Here is a 15,511-nt window from a genome sequence, read left to right as displayed (position 1 = left end):
AAAATACGCATTTGTAGAGGTATGCTAGTTTTGAAAAATAACTAGGAGGTTTGTGTATGTTTAGGAAAAAAAAGTTTTTAGGCATGGGATTAGCAACCATTCTCATGTGCTCCTCACTTTCGGGAAGCCTCGCCTATGCGGAATCGAAATCTAGTACGTACGATGCTTCATTTTTTGAAAATCTCAAACAGCGGGCCATAGTCCATGAGCTTCAAGAACACAAGATCGCTGTTAATCCGAAAGCATCTATTGCTGAACTGCTGAATACAGCGGATAGTACATCACTAAAGAGTAAGAATAATAGTGATCTACAACAAAATCTGGAGAAGCTTAACAAATCGGAATACATATATCTTACGCTCGATGGAGAAGTATACAGCTCAGAAAAAGGTTATGTAGGTATGGCGGATAAGGTTGAATCGAAAGAAGATAGTGTTACGGATGCTACTTATACGGAAACAAACTCTTTGAGTGAATCAAGCAACAATCATGATGTTTCCATATCAAGTAAAAATAATCCCACTCCATCACAAGTGAGTGGAGGGACGACGGGAACTTTTTCAAGGGTTCAATTAAAATTTGACGGATTCGATGGTGTGACTGGAAATTTTTGGCTACCTTATGTTCATCGCTTGGGAGATGGAGAGCAGCCATGGTTCTACTTCGGATTCGACTCAACAAAAGGACGGGGAGTTGAAGGAGGATTTTCTTACCAGACTGGTCGGAAAGTTTGGCAGGGCTATGTTAGAAACAGTAATCGGTTTGAATATTCTTACGGAACATGGTCAGAAGGAGCAGAAATCAGACCTATGAAATTCTACATTGACCCTAATTCTGCCGATTCCTATCTAATAGTTGGCTCCGAGAAAATTGTCGTTATGATGACTTTTTTTAATGATTCTGATTTTTCTTCGATGTCCCTCAAAAGAGTTTTTTCAATAGCGAAAAATAACTTTGATGGGAACAATATTTATGGAGCGATAAGTGGGGATTTTTATAATTTACTAGTTTCCAAGGTGAACTCAGATTATTACTATTCTTGGGGAAACTATCCTGAATATTCATTGTGGGACGGGGAAAAGTGGTATGGAACTATTGCTTGGCCTACTTATTATATTAAGTACTATGATCCCGACGCTAAGATGGCCAGTTGGATTCAAAACCAAAATAGATGATTAGCACATCTTTAATGGATGGTAACTACGCTATAAAGTTTATAGGAGAATGGTATGAAAACTAATTTTTTGATATGTTTTCTAATTACTTTATTGTGTTTAAATTCAATAGTAGGAGACGCAACTGCTAAATCTCAAGAAATCCCTATTCATTTTAAAGTAAACAATTTTTACATCCTTTATACTCAACCTGCACCACCCCTTTTGGATCAGAAAGGAAGAATGCTAATTCCACTCAAAGCAGTAAAATATTTACTGGGAGGTGAGGTAGCGTACAATGCCATGAATAAAACGGCAACGGTAAATTTATTGGGGCGCAGCGTAATAGTTACCATTGGATCAAGAGATATTTTTATCAATAATGAGCCTGTAAAAATGGATACCGTACCTGTTATGAAAGAGAATGCTATGTTTCTCCCTATTTCGGTGTTGGTTAAGGATACGGATGTCAAGATGCAATGGGACGCCCAGCGGGGCTTACTGAAGCTGGAACATGACAGCTTCAATAAAAGTCAGGTGCTTCTCAGTTTTTTGGGACAAGATCTTGCGGAGGTAACGAATAAGGAAGCCTTTGACCTACACAGTTATGAATGGAATGGCTTAGGAAAGCTAACAATTCACGCAAACTATGATGAAAGTTTGAAATTTTCCGAGAAACAAGTGGACATCCGCCCTTTAATATTGTATGAGAAAACATTTACTATGGATCCTTACTCCAAATCGATATCAGGAAGCAAAATTCAATGTACAGGAAAAGGGAAGCTGACGTTAAAACGCGATTTCGGGAATATGGGTGAAAAGGTGCAATATATTATTGCAGCGGGACGACTTGTTGATTAGAGCGAAGAGTAAATTATACTGTATAACTTAACCTCACGGTATATAATAAAGAGAGACCGGATCCATAATGATCCGGTCTCTCTTTATATGAATATTTTGATTAGTATAATATAAACAAGTCATAATCTTAGAAGGTAATGATTTGACTGCTGTTCCCTTTATTGCGTATAGTTCCATCGACTCTATCAATGGACTCTTCGTCTTTAAGAAAATCAATAATGCCATCTGTCAGGTTGCTTCTTTGTAAATTTGACATTTTGTTCCAATCATCCGGATTTACATACACATCCACGTTAGCTTTACTGCTGTCGCCTCTTACGCTGAAATCAAAGCCGTATCCGGCGTAGCTGCTGTATCTGTTGAATAAATCACGTTGGATACTGCTTGCGTCGAAAGATGTACCTATTTTTTTAATCGTAACATCGCCTCTACTATTGGTTGTAAAGCTCGCTAATTTATCTCTATTACTGGAATTCTTAACCGTACCGTCAACATCGGCATTTTTATACTCTTTCAAAATATCTTCAACGATGTCCTCCAGGTAGCTCTTTTGTTTACTGCTGGATAGGTCAGTCCATCTGGATTTCGTCATTTCGATGGTCACGGTAATAGAGTTTTTATTGCCACTGAGCGAGATATCTGAGTTGGTGTTGTAGTCATCGCTGTGATCATCGTTCAGTTCCTTTTGAAGATCCTTCAAGGAGCTAGAACTGCTTTTGCTTGCGTCATCTTTTAGCGTCTGATTGTCTTTTTGCAACTGAGCGATGGTAGCGTCTTTGGTTGTGTTCGCTGCTTTCGCCGTGTTCAGCTCCTGAGTTAGCGTCGTAATCTGGTTGTTCAATGCCGTAACTGTAGATTGATCAATCGGGACTCCGTTGTCAGCAATGACTACGCGTTTGTTCGTGCCGTCCCAATCTACTTTTTTATCCAAAGCTGTACCTGCCAGACGAAGCGGGAGATAAGTCACGCCATCCAGCATAAATGGTTCTGTTTTTGCATCATAAGGAACCTCAGTTCCGTTGTAGATGATTTTGATATTGTTATAAACTGCTTGGATCGGCTTAGTCACTTGCGCGGCATATGTGGATTGGCTGAAAAGAGCCCCCGATATAGCCAAGGCGGATACGGCAGTGATAATGACAGGCTTTTTCATAGATTTCAATGATTTCATTCGTTAGTCTACCCCTTTATTTAAGAATTATAGCCTAGTTTATAGACTAGAGTAACATTAATGCCTACAAAATCCAACACGTTTGGAGGGATATTAGCAGATGTGCTTATATTGGTTAGACGCAACAGCAACAGTAAAAGTTGCCCTGTTTTCGTAAAAGTTTTTTGAAAAGTCGTCAAACAAAACAAGTCAAATAAAATAAGCCCGCTGTACAAGACAGCGAGGCTTGATGGGACAATATTGCGTCAAAGCTCATATCCAAAGCGCGGAATTATTTGCCGTCCTTCAGCATGCTGTAGTTAGTCTTTACCCGAGCGAGGGTGATGCGAAACGGAAAGCTGTGCGACATACAAGGGTATAATGATGGATACAGGCCAATCAGAACGTGAAATGAGGAGTGGACGTATGCTTAAAATTTTGTTATTTATTTTTGTTATTCAAATTATTTACGTATCTGCGTATACACTGCGTATGATTTTGACGCTGAAAGGACAGAAGTACGTTGCTGCCCTCATAAGCACTGTAGAGGTTACGATCTATGTGCTGGGCCTGAACATGGTGCTAAAGTATTTGGATCAGGTGGCAAGCCTGGCGGTTTATGCCATCGGCTATGCGCTCGGTATTCTCATTGGAGCATGGATTGAGGAAAAAATAGCGCTCGGCTACGTAACCGTCAAGGTGATCAGCAATGAGGTAAACGGAGGTATCGCCAATGCGCTGCGTGATAAAGGGTACGGTGTTACAGCCTGGCTGGGCAGCGGGCGGGATGGAGATCGGCTGGTAATGGAAATTTTGGCTAAGCGAAAAAATCAGAACAAGCTGTACCAATCCATTCTGGATATTGATCCCAAGGCCTTTGTCATTACAGTGGAGCCGAAACAGTTTCATGGCGGCTTCTGGACCAAGGCGATCCGCAAATAACATTTTGGGAAAATACGCATATTTTTCAGAGGATGGAGCATATTAATACCCGCACAGGAGGGATTTAACAATATGCCAACAGGAACAGTGAAATGGTTCAATGCAGATAAGGGCTTCGGCTTTATCGAGACAGAGGGCCAGGATATTTTTGTCCACTACAGCGCAATCGACGGCGAAGGCTTCAAGACGCTGGACGAAGGCCAGCATGTGGAATTTAATGTGGTGGAAAGCCAGCGCGGGCCGCAGGCGGAGCATGTCACCAAGACCAGCTAAACACGGTCAGGACGAGCTGGATCAGAGGAGCCTCGTTGTCGCTTCGTTGGGCGGGGCTCCCTTCTAATGTAGGGGATTACCCCATAAAACCGAGGGGGAATGTAGATGTACAGACGCCAGGCTCCGGAGATTATCCCAGAGGAAGATACGGCGATTTGGTCGTGTACCAGCGAGGGTTGCAATGGCTGGATGCGAACGGATTTCACCTTTTTAAGCGAACCGGTTTGTCCGTTCTGCCAAGCCTCCATGGGACAGGAAACGCGGATGCTCCCGATTCTCAATCGAACGGGCAACTCTTTTGTAGCCCAACGCTCCTGAGTAAAGGCGAGTATGTTGACCACGTGTGTAGAATCTATGAACACCAAAAGCCGCTCCAGCAACATGCTGAGCGGCTTTTGGTTGTGAAGCTTTGAGAATAGGGCCAATTGTCCAAGGCATACATCCATCACGGCTGCTCCATGCGCTGCACGGAATCACGATACACGATGTGACCGTGTACAAGGACCCGGCCAAAACGACTGCCGGGATGGCTTATTTTTTTCATTATGGATTCAATGGCAGTACGTGCCATCTGTTCAATGTCCACTCCAACGGTGGTCAGCTGCGGAACAATAAGGGTGGCATATACATCGTTGTCGAAGCCAACCACAGAGCAATCTTCAGGCACGCGGTATCCCAGAGCAATGAGCTTTTGCACCAGGTTGTACGCGACCTGGTCACAGTTGCATACGAAGGCGGTCGGCAGTGGCTGAGGCAGCTCCATATCAACGTATACCCCCTCGTCGTCCCGGTCGCTGAGTACCCACTCGTTACGCAGAGGCAGCCTGTGCTCCAGCAGGGATTTATAGTAGCCGAGGAAACGGTCCTGAATGCTACTGGTGGAGTAGAGATTACCCACATATGCAATGTCCCGGTGTCCCTGGGCGATCAAATAGTTGGTCAGCTCGTAGGCTCCGTAAAAATTATCGGTTACTACGGAGTCGATATCTGCATGCTCATCATAAAAATCAAGAAACATTTTGGGCAGGTCCATGGACTGCACTAGCTCAATATATGGCTTACTCACTTGTCCCAGAAGAATGAAGCCATCCACCTTGCGATCGTAATAGATCCGTGGCAGATGAAGCTGTTCTTCGTCCTCGCGATGGAGGATGTGAAGAATGCCGTAGTAGCCGTATTGCTCGAGTTCCCGCGAAATTTGCTGATAGATGTACAGATAGAACGATTGGCCGGGGCCGGTAAAACGCTCGGGAATGACTACACCAATGTTATAGGTGAGGCCCTCCTTCATGGACTTGGCAGCGGTATTGAAACGGTAGCCCATTTCGCCCGCAAGCGTCTTGATGCGCTCCTTTAGCTCATCGCTAACTCCATCCTTGTCATTGAGCGCCTTCGACACGGTCACGCTGCTAACCCCCAGCTTTTCTGCAATATCCCGCATCGTTACGTTGCTCTTCATTTCCTGTTCCGCCTTCCAATTTAAAAAAGATCAACATCAGCAGCGTAGCTGCCCAGAGGACAACCATTAGCCTGCGGATAACAGTTGTTCTCTGGATAGTATACATGGTTCCGCAGGCAGGATAAAGCTTGCGGCTTATGACCGCTACGAAGAATGAGGGCTTGCTTGCAATAGCGCTTCATTGCGCTGAATCAGTTCACGTCGGACAGCGGCGCTGCCGAGTGAACGCCGTGGGTCAGGCGGTGTGTTGAACGTGTAGTCCTCCAAGCGGGCGACGGTCGTTGTTGCCACGTGGATACGGGTATCACTGGAGGCGTAGTAAATAAAGACTTCATTTTGCTCGTTAACCAATGCTCCATTGCAAAAGATAACGTTCGAGACATCCCCGACACGCTCTTCATCATAGGGGGCTATAAAATGCCCGCCGGGCTTAGCGATGACGCGCAAAGGGTCCTCCAGGCTGGTGGCAAAGGTGTACAGCACATATCGCAAACCAGCGGCGGTATTGCGTACGCCATGAGCGATATGAATCCAGCCGCGGCTGGTCTTGATCGGAGCGGGCCCTTGTCCGTTCTTGGCTTCGTACACCGTATGATAGCAGCGCTCGTCAATCACTGTTTCGCTCTCAATCACAGGCTGTGTAATATCCTCGCACAGACCGAAGGCAATGCCGCCGCCCGAGCCGGTGGAAATAAATCCATCCTGCGGACGAGTGTAAAAGGCGTATTGGCCGTTCACGAATTCGGGGTGCAGGACAACGTTACGCTGTTGCGGTGATCGGGTGGAGATATTCGGTAGACGGGTCCATGTGCGAAGATCGCGGGTGCGGACCAGTCCGGCCTGAGCGACAGCGCTGGAGGTGTCGTGTGCTGGTGCGTCAGGATCCTTTTTCTCTGAGCAATAAATGCCGTAGATCCAGCCGTCCTCATGCTTCACCAGCCGCATATCGTACATGTTCGTTTCGTCCGGGTCGATATCGTCCCATACCAATGGGGCATCAATGAACCGGAACTGGTCCATACCGTTATCGCTCTCGGCCAGGGCAAAAAATGATTTCCGATCCAGCCCCTCGGTGCGGGAAACCAGAATATATTTGCCCTCATGATAGATCGCGCCCGGGTTTAACGCTGCATTCACGCCCAGACGCTCCATGAAAAACGGGTTCGTCTGCTCGTTCAAATCAAACCGCCAGTGCAGCGGGACGTGATGACGTGTGAGTACAGGGTAACGGTAACGTTCGTAGATGCCATTGTAAAAGGTGGTGTTGACCTCATTCGGGCGTGTAATCAGTTCCTCTTGCTGCGCAAGCAGCTTATTGTATTGGGTATGAATCATTTCGTTCCCGTCCTTTCCAGCATTTCGATGCAAAATCGGCTGTTGTGATAAGGGCATTTCCAAGGTCCTGCAACTTCTTTTGGATCAGGCTTGCCATCCGCTTGAACGGACCAGAACCATTCACCTCCAGGTCGTGGATCTACGATATACTGCCGAGTGTAGGCCCACAAATCCCGTACAATCTGTAAGAAACGTTCGTCCTGAGTTCGTTGATACGCATTGTAAAAGCCAACGATTCCTTCTGCCTGTACCCACCATATGCGCGAGGTGTCTACCCGATCGCCTTCCCGTTCGTTGATCAGTGAACCATCTGGCTGAACAGCACGTTCGGCTACCGCATGGGAGATATCCACCACCATCTCTACATATTCCGGGGGATGGTGCCCCAGTACGTTCATAGCTTCCTCAATCAGCCAACTGGCTTCAATGTCGTGACCGTACGAGGTCAGGTCGAGCAGAGAGCGCCAGTCACTGTCGAAAAATACCCCCAACCGCCGGGCGGAAGCATCGTAAACACGACTGTATAAAATGTCCAGTACATTCGCCAGTGCATCGCGCACGCTTTTATCCGGCCATACGCGCAGTAATTGGGTATACGCTTCCAGAACATGAATATGTGTATTCATGGTGATATACGCGGTAACCCCGTTTTCGCTGAGTAGCTCATTGGGCTGTATGTTCCACATACGGTCAAATTGTTCACCATATGCTTGGCGGGTGCGATCATATCCTTTTTGCTCCAGCAGGTGAAACAGCTCCTTAGCTAGTGGCAGTGCATCGGGGTCGCCCGTTGCCTGCGCATATTCGGACAAGGCATAAATGGCGAATGCCTGCGCATAGACGTGCTTGCACGTGTCGTCAGGACGGCCCGTATGATCTGCCATCCAGTACATTCCTCCATATACCGGGTCTATCAGGTGCTGTTGCAGGAACAGGAAAGCGTGTCGTGCGGCATCCTTATAGATGCGTTCCCCGGTCACACGGGCTGCCGCCGAGAATGACCAGAGTAACCGTGCAGTGGCAATCCCGCCCTTGTCCGCCTTCGTATGGATGTGCAGATCGACATCCACCTCACCATAAAATCCACCGTGCGCTTCATCCTTCAACCTTAGCCAGAACGGGAGTATATGATCCTTCCATTCCTGTCTGATCTCATGTAGCAACGTGTCCAAGAGGCAAAATCCTCCTTTGTAATTTATATTAGGTTATCGTTAACTTTATTTAAAATCATAATCACGTATTTAAAAGCTGTCAACTCTCCTGAAACATAACCGTTACCCCAAGGCTAATGGTTATGTTTCAGGGCAGCTATGCTGCTGTCGTTATTACTCTGGTTGGGAATATATGTCCGAAATATATTGAAATTATGAAACTTTTGTAGCTCTGATTATATTCACAAAATAATAAAATTGACATAGTAAGCGTTATCATAATAAAATGATTTTGTTAGTTTAACGATAACCTTATTTTAAAAGAAGGAGGGGTCGTTTTATGAAGTTGTCCAAGGTTTTGGTGCCGTTACTATCGGTGCTATTGTTAGCGGGGTTGTTTGCAGGGTGTGCCCCAAAAGGATCAGATACGCCAGCAGCCAGCTCTGATCCGAAGGATGTGGAGGGCGAAATCACGATCATCACACAGCGGACAGACATTGTGGATACGGTGTTTCAGGACTACGCCAAGGCATTTAACAAGCTTTATCCAAAGGTGAAGGTCAATTTTCAGGCATTAGCCGATTATGAGAGCCAAATTAAAATTCGGATGGGGACACGAGATTACGGAGATGTTTTGCTTATTCCTACCAGCATTCCCATTGCAGAGCTACCTGAATTTTTCGAACCACTAGGCACTTATGAGGAGATGAAGAGCAAGTATACCGGCATTGAAGAACGTATGGTGGACAATAATGTCTACGGTATTCCAGTAGCAATGACGTATTCCGGTGTGATTTATAACAAAAATGTGTTCAAGGATGCGGGAATCACGCAACTTCCTAAAACCCCGGATCAATTTTTGAAAGCGCTACAGCAGATTAAGGACAAAACCAAGGCGGTGCCGCTGTTTACGAACTATGCCTCCGGTTGGGCACTGACCCAGTGGGAAGCCGATTTGGCTACAGTGGCAGGTACGAAGGAATATGTGAATGTCACACAGCCGAGTACAGACGACAATTTCACGAAGGGTCAGCCTCACTATGAGCTGTATAAGATCATGTACGATGCCGCTAAAAATGGCCTGATCGAAAAAGACCCGACCACCACGGATTGGGAAACCTCCAAGGCGGATATGGCTCAAGGCAAAATCGGTACGATGGTACTCGGCTCCTGGGCGATTGACCAGATCAAAAGCACAGCGACCAACAAGGATGATATCGGCTTTATGCCTTTTCCGACCAATACCTCCAAGGTGCTTGTGCTGTTGGCAGGGGATTACAACCTCGGCATTAACGTAAACAGTGAAAATAAAGCAGCAGCCCGTGCCTGGGTGAATTGGTTTACCGAGAAGTCCAATTATGCCGTAGAGCAGTCGGGCAGCATTAGTCCGCTGAAGGGTGCGGAATTGCCTGACATTTTGAAGCAATACGAGGATCAAGGAGTTGTCTTTGAAACGCTCACTCCTTCTCCAAAAGGGCAGGAAGGGATTGTCAATAAAATCGACACAAAGGGAGAAATCGGTTTGTGGCAGCCGGACTTCAAGAAACGCATTATTGAGGCAGCGCTCGGTAACCGCCCGGAATCGTATGACACCATTATGAAGGATCTGAACGACGCATGGGTGAAGGCGCGTGCAGAAGTGGCTGCGAAGGAAGCCAAATAGTCATCTGAACTGACGATAGAAAGGATCGACGTAGCAGTCGATGGACGGATAGCCAGGAGGTGCAGCATGTTTAAATTTTCGAATCTTAGCTACTCCAAACAAAGAATGGCGATTATTGCAGCCTTTTCATTTATTCCGCTGGCGCTGCTGGTCACTTTTGCGTACTTGCCGGTGATCAACATGTTCAAATACAGCTTTTCGGACTGGAACGGCTACAGTAAGCGTCTGGAATATGTGGGCTTTGAAAACTATATCAAAATCTTTACCGACCCTGAGTATTTCTCGGTGTTTAAGGTCAGTCTATATTACTTTGTCGCTACGTTTGTACAGATGGGATTGGCCCTTTATTTTGCAACCATTCTCAGCTTTCAAACCTGGTTTAAAAATGTGTTTAAGGGCATTTTATTTTTCCCTTCCCTGATGAACGGGGTGGCGATTGGTTTTATTTTTCTATTCTTCTTCAAGCCGGATGGCACACTGGATACACTACTTCAGGCATTGGGGTTGGAATCGTATATCAAGCTATGGCTGGGCAACCCGGAGATTATCAATATTTCGCTGGCTGGCACGTCGATTTGGAGATACATGGGCTTTAACTTTATTGTGTTTCTCGGTGCGATTTCCTCCATATCAAGTGATCTGTATGAAGCGTCTGATATGGACGGGGCCAACCGCTGGCATCAGTTTCGGTACATTATTTTGCCAAGTATCAAGCGGATTTTGCAGCTGAATCTCATCCTGGCGATTAGTGGTGCGATCAGTGCATTCGATATTCCGTATATTATGACCGGCGGCTCCAATGGCAGTAAAACGTTTGTCATTCAGACGATTGACGTGGCGTTCAAGTACAGCAAGGTCGGTCTGGCCTCGGCGATGGCGGTTATTTTGCTGCTGATCGTGATTGTAGTTACGCTGCTGCAACGTTTGCTGATTCGGGGAGAGGAGGATTAACCGTGTATATGCTGAAAAGAACGCTGGCGAACGGCATTAAGTATGCCGCACTGTTGCTGAGTGCGTTCGTCGCTCTATTGCCGATTATCGTGATATTATTTGCTTCCTTGAAGACAAAGGCTGAATATGCGGCAACCAGTCCTCTGACTCCTCCGAACAATTGGTTCAATTGGGCGAACTATGCCAAAGCCTTTGTGAACGGCAACATGCTGACCGGATTTGTGAACACGGCCTTTATTCTGATCATTTCGATCATCGGCGCGACGTTGACCGGCTCTATGATCGCGTATATTTTGAATCGTTTTAAATTTAAAGGCAAAAGTCTCATGCTGGGTGCGTTTTTGCTCGCAACCCTCATTCCGGGGGTAACGACACAGGTATCGACATTCCAGATTATCAACAAGCTGGAGCTGTTTAACACGCCTTGGGCAGCTATTTTGCTGTATTTGGGAACCGATATTATTGCGGTGTATATTTTTCTGCAATTTCTGGATTCCATCGCGGTGGCGCTGGATGAATCAGCCATGCTGGATGGGGCCTCTTATCTGACCATCTACTGGCGCATTATTTTGCCCCTGCTCAAGCCCGCCATTGTGACGGTCATTATTATCAAAGGGGTTAATATTTACAACGATTTTTACACCCCGTTTCTGTATATGCCCAAAACAAGCCTTCAGGTCATTTCGACGGCGTTGTTCAAGTTTAAAGGGCCGTATGGCTCGCAATGGGAAGTGATCAGCGCGGGTATAATCATTGCTATTATTCCGACGTTAATTGCATTTTTGGCATTACAAAAATATATCTATAACGGATTTGCACAGGGTTCAGTGAAATAGAAAAAACGATAAAATCAAGTGTCTCGGTGAGAGGAGAGCATATGTATGAGTAAATTGAATGTGGATTTGGATGTAGGTAACGTACGAATTGTGGGAGACAGTCTGCCGGAAATGCCGTGGCAAGATAAGCCTGAAGGCAGTGAGGCTCCGGTATGGAGACATAGTGAGAATCCGGTCATTGGACGGAATCCGGTGCCGGGCATTGCCCGTATTTTCAACAGTGCAGTAGCTCCGTATGAGGGGCGGTTTGTGGGAGTGTTTCGGGCGGAAACGATTAATGGACGCCCGCATTTGCATCTGGGCTGGAGTGACGACGGGCTGGCGTGGGACATTGAAACGGAACGTTTGCATTTGGTTGATGAGGAGGGAAATGATTACCAACCCAATTATGCTTACGATCCGCGTCTGGTCCGAGTGGAGGACACGTATTATATCATCTGGTGTACAGATTTTTACGGTGCGGCGTTGGGTATGGCGCAAACGAAGGATTTTAAAAGCTTTGTACGATTGGAAAATCCGTTCCTGCCGTTTAATCGCAATGGTGTGCTGTTACCTCGTAAGCTAAACGGAAATTATGTGTTGCTATCCCGTCCGAGCGACAGCGGTCATACGCCGTTCGGCGATATTTTTCTCAGTGAAAGCCCGGATCTGGTGTATTGGGGCAAGCATCGCCATGTGATGAGCAAGGGCGGACAGGGCTGGTGGCAATCGGTGAAGATTGGCGGCGGGCCAGCTCCGATTGAGACGACCGATGGCTGGCTGATGTTCTACCACGGGGTGACGGGCACGTGTAATGGGCTGGTATACAGCATGGGAGTAGCCGTTCTTGACCTGGATGATCCATCTAAGGTTAAATATCGTTCCTCCAATTTCGTGTTGACCCCAGAGGAATGGTACGAGGAAAGGGGCTTTGTGCCGAATGTGGTATTCCCGTGTGCTACGCTGCATGATGCGGACACCGGACGGATTGCAATTTACTATGGAGCCGCCGATACGTATGTAGGTGTCGCATACACGACAGTATCCGACATGATGAAGTATGTCATCGCAACGGATGAAGTGGTCGCAGACGACCATGAGTCGGGCCGAATGTAGGAGGGAACTTGAATGCCGGAGGATATGTCTTTACAGCAATTGCAGTCGTATACGGGCAGTAGTCCGAAGCCGCCGGATTTTGATGCGTACTGGGAACGGGCGCTACAGGAGCTGGAGCGGCAGCCGCTGGATATTACGCTGGAGCCAGCCGATTTTGTCTCTCCGCTGGTGGAGTGCTTTCATTTGTATTTTACAGGAGTAGGCGGAGCGAAGGTTCATGGAAAGCTCGTCCGACCCAAGCATTTTACAGAAAAAGGTCCGGCTTTGGCGATGTTTCATGGATATTCCTCTGACAGTGGCGACTGGTTCGACAAGGTGAGCTATGCGGCACATGGATTTACCGTACTGGCTCTGGATTGTCGGGGGCAAGGCGGTTTGTCTGAGGACAACTTGCAGATTCAGGGAACGACGATTCGCGGGCATATTATCCGGGGAATCGACGACCCAGACCCGGATCGGCTCTATTACCGCAATGTATTTCTGGATACCGTGCAGACGGTGCGCATTCTGATGTCGATGGAGCAGGTAGACCCTGATCGAATCGGCGCATTCGGCTGCTCCCAAGGGGGAGCATTGACGGTTGCCTGCGCAGCATTGGAGCCACGTGTGCGTGTAGCGGTTCCGGTATATCCGTTCCTGTCGGACTATAAAAGAGCTTGGGCGCTGGATGCCACCACGTCTGCATATGAGGAACTGGTGTATTATTTTCGATTGTTTGATCCGAATCATGTGCGCGAGGAGGAGCTGTTTCACCGATTAGGCTACATTGACATTCAACATTTGGCAGATCGTATTCGCGGTCGGGTGCTATTTGTGACGGGGCTGTCGGATACGGTTTGTCCGCCCTCCACACAGTATGCGGTGTACAATAAAATCGCGTCGGACAAGGAAATGCTCCTGTATCACGAATACGGCCATGAATACTTACCGTATCTATCGGATCGCGCCATGAGTGAATTTTTACAGCTTTAGGGGGTTGAACTTCGGGTTCGGCTCCTTTATAGTAATATCTATAACCTTCGTGATGCGTGATCAATGAATGTCCCATTTGTATAACCTCAATAATATGGTTTGAGGGTCTCTACCAGGAACCGATAAATCCTGATTACAAAAAATGTGCGTCTTTGTACATTTCTTGTGGTCAGGATTTTTTTACGTATATCGAGGGATTTACATGATAGCAAAGGAGCTTATGTAATGAACTTTAAAGTAGTTATCTTAACGATTGCGACCTTTACGGTCGGGCTGGTGGAGTTAATTATCGGTGGCGTCCTGCCCCAGATTGCGCAGGATTTGAATGTCTCCGTAAGCACGGCGGGACAGCTTATTATGATCTATGCGCTTGTCTATGCTATCGCCGGGCCGACATTATTGGCGCTGACCGCCAGAATTGAACGAAAACGGCTGTATTTATGGTCGATGTTTATTTTTATTCTGGGAAGCCTGTTGGCCTTCTGGAGTCCGAATTATGCGGTTTTATTTATATCCCGTATCGTTACCGCCGCAAGTGGATCATTGATTGTGACGTTATCGCTGACGATTGCCGTCAAGGTGGTGTCCAAGGCTTATCAGGCCCGGGTTCTCGGTGTGATCTCCATGGGGGTTAGCTCGTCCATCGTGCTTGGTATTCCAGCCGGGGTACTGATTGGAAATGCATTTGGCTGGCGGGTGCTGTTCCTGATTATCGCCGTGTTGACAGTGGTTGCTATGATCGTCATCAGTTTGTTTATGGAGCGGATTCCGACGGAGCAGGCTGTACCTATGCGCGAGCAATTGAAATCCTTGAAAAATGTTAAAGTCATCAGTGCTCATCTGGTTACTGCGCTGACATTGGCAGGGCATTACACGCTGTATGCGTATTTCACTCCATTTATGGAGAATATGATGGGCTTGAACGCATCGTGGATTAGTGTCGCTTATTTTGTATTTGGACTTTCGGCCGTTGGGGGCGGTTTTATTGGCGGCTCTTTGGCGGATCGTTTTGGCACAGCGAAAAGTATTTTGATTATTGTGGGCGTATTTATCGCCGTGATGTTCTTGCTGCCATTCTCGGTTCACTCGATGTATGTATTTGTGCCGTTGCTGATTATTTGGGGAATATTGAGCTGGGCCTTGTCCCCGCCGATGCAGAGCTATCTTATCGAAAATGCCCCCGAATCGGGTAGTATTCAGCAAAGCTTCAATTTCTCCGCTCTCCAGATCGGGATTGCCCTCGGCTCAGCCCTGGGAGGTGCGGTAATTGAGAATAGTGAATCGGTTGCCACGAATGCCTGGGTAGGCGGGGTTTTTGTGATTGTTGCTTTTGTATGCGGCGTATTTTCGATTACCAGAACTGGGACATCGAAGGCCATCAGAGGGCACGGGCACCAATCCATATTATAGCTTGATCCGGCATTCCCCTCTTTTATTATGCAAAAAACTATGTTATGCTACACGCAATTATGAAGAAGGAGGTGAGGTAGGTGAATCACGAGATGCTGAACAACCGTATTAGCCAGCTGCCGATTGCTATGGCTGGCATTATGCATGCTTTTCCATACAACGGGAGAAGTCTGTCCAATTTTAATCATACGGTTGTAAACATCGCGAGAAGACGCCTACCTTAACTCGAACGGATTGCTATATCATCCAAAGAGTCGCG

General features: G+C 46.9%; 16 protein-coding genes and 1 riboswitch. Of the genes, 12 read left to right on the top strand and 4 right to left on the bottom strand.

All coding sequences use genetic code 11. The features are described 5' to 3' along the window. Window positions 1–56: 56 nt before the first annotated feature. Both ACIFO6_RS05860 and ACIFO6_RS05855 read left to right on the top strand, forming a co-directional pair. Complete coding sequence (locus ACIFO6_RS05860; protein WP_430038961.1) at window positions 57–1,175, top strand: hypothetical protein; 1,119 nt, start codon at window positions 57–59, stop codon at window positions 1,173–1,175. 54 nt (window positions 1,176–1,229) lie between these two features. Next, the gene (locus ACIFO6_RS05855) at window positions 1,230–2,015 is read left to right on the top strand and encodes a copper amine oxidase N-terminal domain-containing protein (protein ID WP_430038959.1); all 786 of its coding nucleotides are present in this window, start codon (window positions 1,230–1,232) and stop codon (window positions 2,013–2,015) included. A gap of 127 nt (window positions 2,016–2,142) precedes the next feature. Here ACIFO6_RS05855 and ACIFO6_RS05850 read toward each other — a convergent pair whose 3' ends face one another. Then, window positions 2,143–3,186 carry a stalk domain-containing protein gene (locus tag ACIFO6_RS05850; protein ID WP_430038957.1) on the bottom strand — a complete coding sequence of 348 codons (1,044 nt, stop codon included), beginning with the start codon at window positions 3,184–3,186 and terminating at the stop codon, window positions 2,143–2,145. Between the two features lie 405 nt (window positions 3,187–3,591). On the opposite strand from ACIFO6_RS05850, the gene ACIFO6_RS05845 reads away from it, so the two are divergent. The 3 genes from ACIFO6_RS05845 (at window position 3,592) to ACIFO6_RS05835 (ending at window position 4,698) form a co-directional block, all read left to right on the top strand. Further along, a complete protein-coding gene (locus tag ACIFO6_RS05845) occupies window positions 3,592–4,107 on the top strand; it encodes a DUF2179 domain-containing protein (RefSeq protein WP_025683910.1) in 516 nt (171 codons plus the stop codon). A 72-nt stretch (window positions 4,108–4,179) separates the two neighbouring features. Next, on the top strand, window positions 4,180–4,380 hold the full coding sequence (locus ACIFO6_RS05840) for a cold-shock protein (protein WP_044644292.1): 201 nt from the start codon (window positions 4,180–4,182) through the stop codon (window positions 4,378–4,380). 105 nt (window positions 4,381–4,485) lie between these two features. Beyond that, window positions 4,486–4,698 (top strand): cold-shock protein, encoded by a 213-nt coding sequence (locus ACIFO6_RS05835; RefSeq protein WP_044644293.1) that lies wholly within the window; start codon window positions 4,486–4,488, stop codon window positions 4,696–4,698. A 127-nt stretch (window positions 4,699–4,825) separates the two neighbouring features. Here ACIFO6_RS05835 and ACIFO6_RS05830 read toward each other — a convergent pair whose 3' ends face one another. The 3 genes from ACIFO6_RS05830 to ACIFO6_RS05820 all read right to left on the bottom strand — a co-directional run bounded on the left by ACIFO6_RS05830 (window position 4,826) and on the right by ACIFO6_RS05820 (window position 8,346). Continuing rightward, window positions 4,826–5,839 carry a substrate-binding domain-containing protein gene (locus ACIFO6_RS05830; protein WP_430038954.1) on the bottom strand — a complete coding sequence of 338 codons (1,014 nt, stop codon included), beginning with the start codon at window positions 5,837–5,839 and terminating at the stop codon, window positions 4,826–4,828. 144 nt (window positions 5,840–5,983) lie between these two features. Next, entirely contained in the window at window positions 5,984–7,174 is a 1,191-nt protein-coding gene (locus tag ACIFO6_RS05825; RefSeq protein ID WP_430039062.1) for a glycoside hydrolase family 130 protein, read from the bottom strand. Next, window positions 7,171–8,346 carry an AGE family epimerase/isomerase gene (locus ACIFO6_RS05820; RefSeq protein ID WP_430038952.1) on the bottom strand — a complete coding sequence of 392 codons (1,176 nt, stop codon included), beginning with the start codon at window positions 8,344–8,346 and terminating at the stop codon, window positions 7,171–7,173. Before ACIFO6_RS05820 ends, ACIFO6_RS05825 begins: the two co-directional genes overlap by 4 nt. 319 nt (window positions 8,347–8,665) lie before the next feature. Here ACIFO6_RS05820 and ACIFO6_RS05815 point away from each other — a divergent pair, with 319 nt between their 5' ends. From ACIFO6_RS05815 to ACIFO6_RS05785, 7 genes are all read left to right on the top strand, one after another. After that, window positions 8,666–9,988, top strand: coding sequence for an ABC transporter substrate-binding protein (locus ACIFO6_RS05815; protein WP_430038950.1), 1,323 nt, complete (start codon window positions 8,666–8,668; stop codon window positions 9,986–9,988). A gap of 66 nt (window positions 9,989–10,054) precedes the next feature. Then, the gene (locus tag ACIFO6_RS05810; protein ID WP_430038948.1) at window positions 10,055–10,939 is read left to right on the top strand and encodes a carbohydrate ABC transporter permease; all 885 of its coding nucleotides are present in this window, start codon (window positions 10,055–10,057) and stop codon (window positions 10,937–10,939) included. A gap of 2 nt (window positions 10,940–10,941) precedes the next feature. Next, window positions 10,942–11,775: a carbohydrate ABC transporter permease gene (locus ACIFO6_RS05805; RefSeq protein WP_430038946.1), complete on the top strand. Its 834-nt coding sequence runs from the start codon at window positions 10,942–10,944 to the stop codon at window positions 11,773–11,775. Between the two features lie 45 nt (window positions 11,776–11,820). Beyond that, entirely contained in the window at window positions 11,821–12,870 is a 1,050-nt protein-coding gene (locus ACIFO6_RS05800) for a glycoside hydrolase family 130 protein (RefSeq protein ID WP_430038944.1), read from the top strand. Window positions 12,871–12,882: 12 nt separating this feature from the next. Then, the gene (locus ACIFO6_RS05795; protein WP_430038942.1) at window positions 12,883–13,842 is read left to right on the top strand and encodes an acetylxylan esterase; all 960 of its coding nucleotides are present in this window, start codon (window positions 12,883–12,885) and stop codon (window positions 13,840–13,842) included. A 56-nt stretch (window positions 13,843–13,898) separates the two neighbouring features. After that, window positions 13,899–13,998, top strand: a riboswitch (purine riboswitch). Window positions 13,999–14,067: 69 nt separating this feature from the next. Then, window positions 14,068–15,252, top strand: a complete 1,185-nt coding sequence (locus tag ACIFO6_RS05790; RefSeq protein ID WP_430038940.1) for an MFS transporter — start codon at window positions 14,068–14,070, stop codon at window positions 15,250–15,252. Between the two features lie 80 nt (window positions 15,253–15,332). Beyond that, entirely contained in the window at window positions 15,333–15,476 is a 144-nt protein-coding gene (locus tag ACIFO6_RS05785; protein WP_430038938.1) for an RAxF-45 family protein, read from the top strand. Window positions 15,477–15,511: the final 35 nt, after the last annotated feature.

Source organism: Paenibacillus sp. NRS-1781 (assembly GCF_050467745.1).
Lineage (GTDB): Bacteria > Bacillota > Bacilli > Paenibacillales > Paenibacillaceae > Paenibacillus > Paenibacillus terrae_A.
This window is presented reverse-complemented; position numbering and strand designations above follow the sequence as displayed.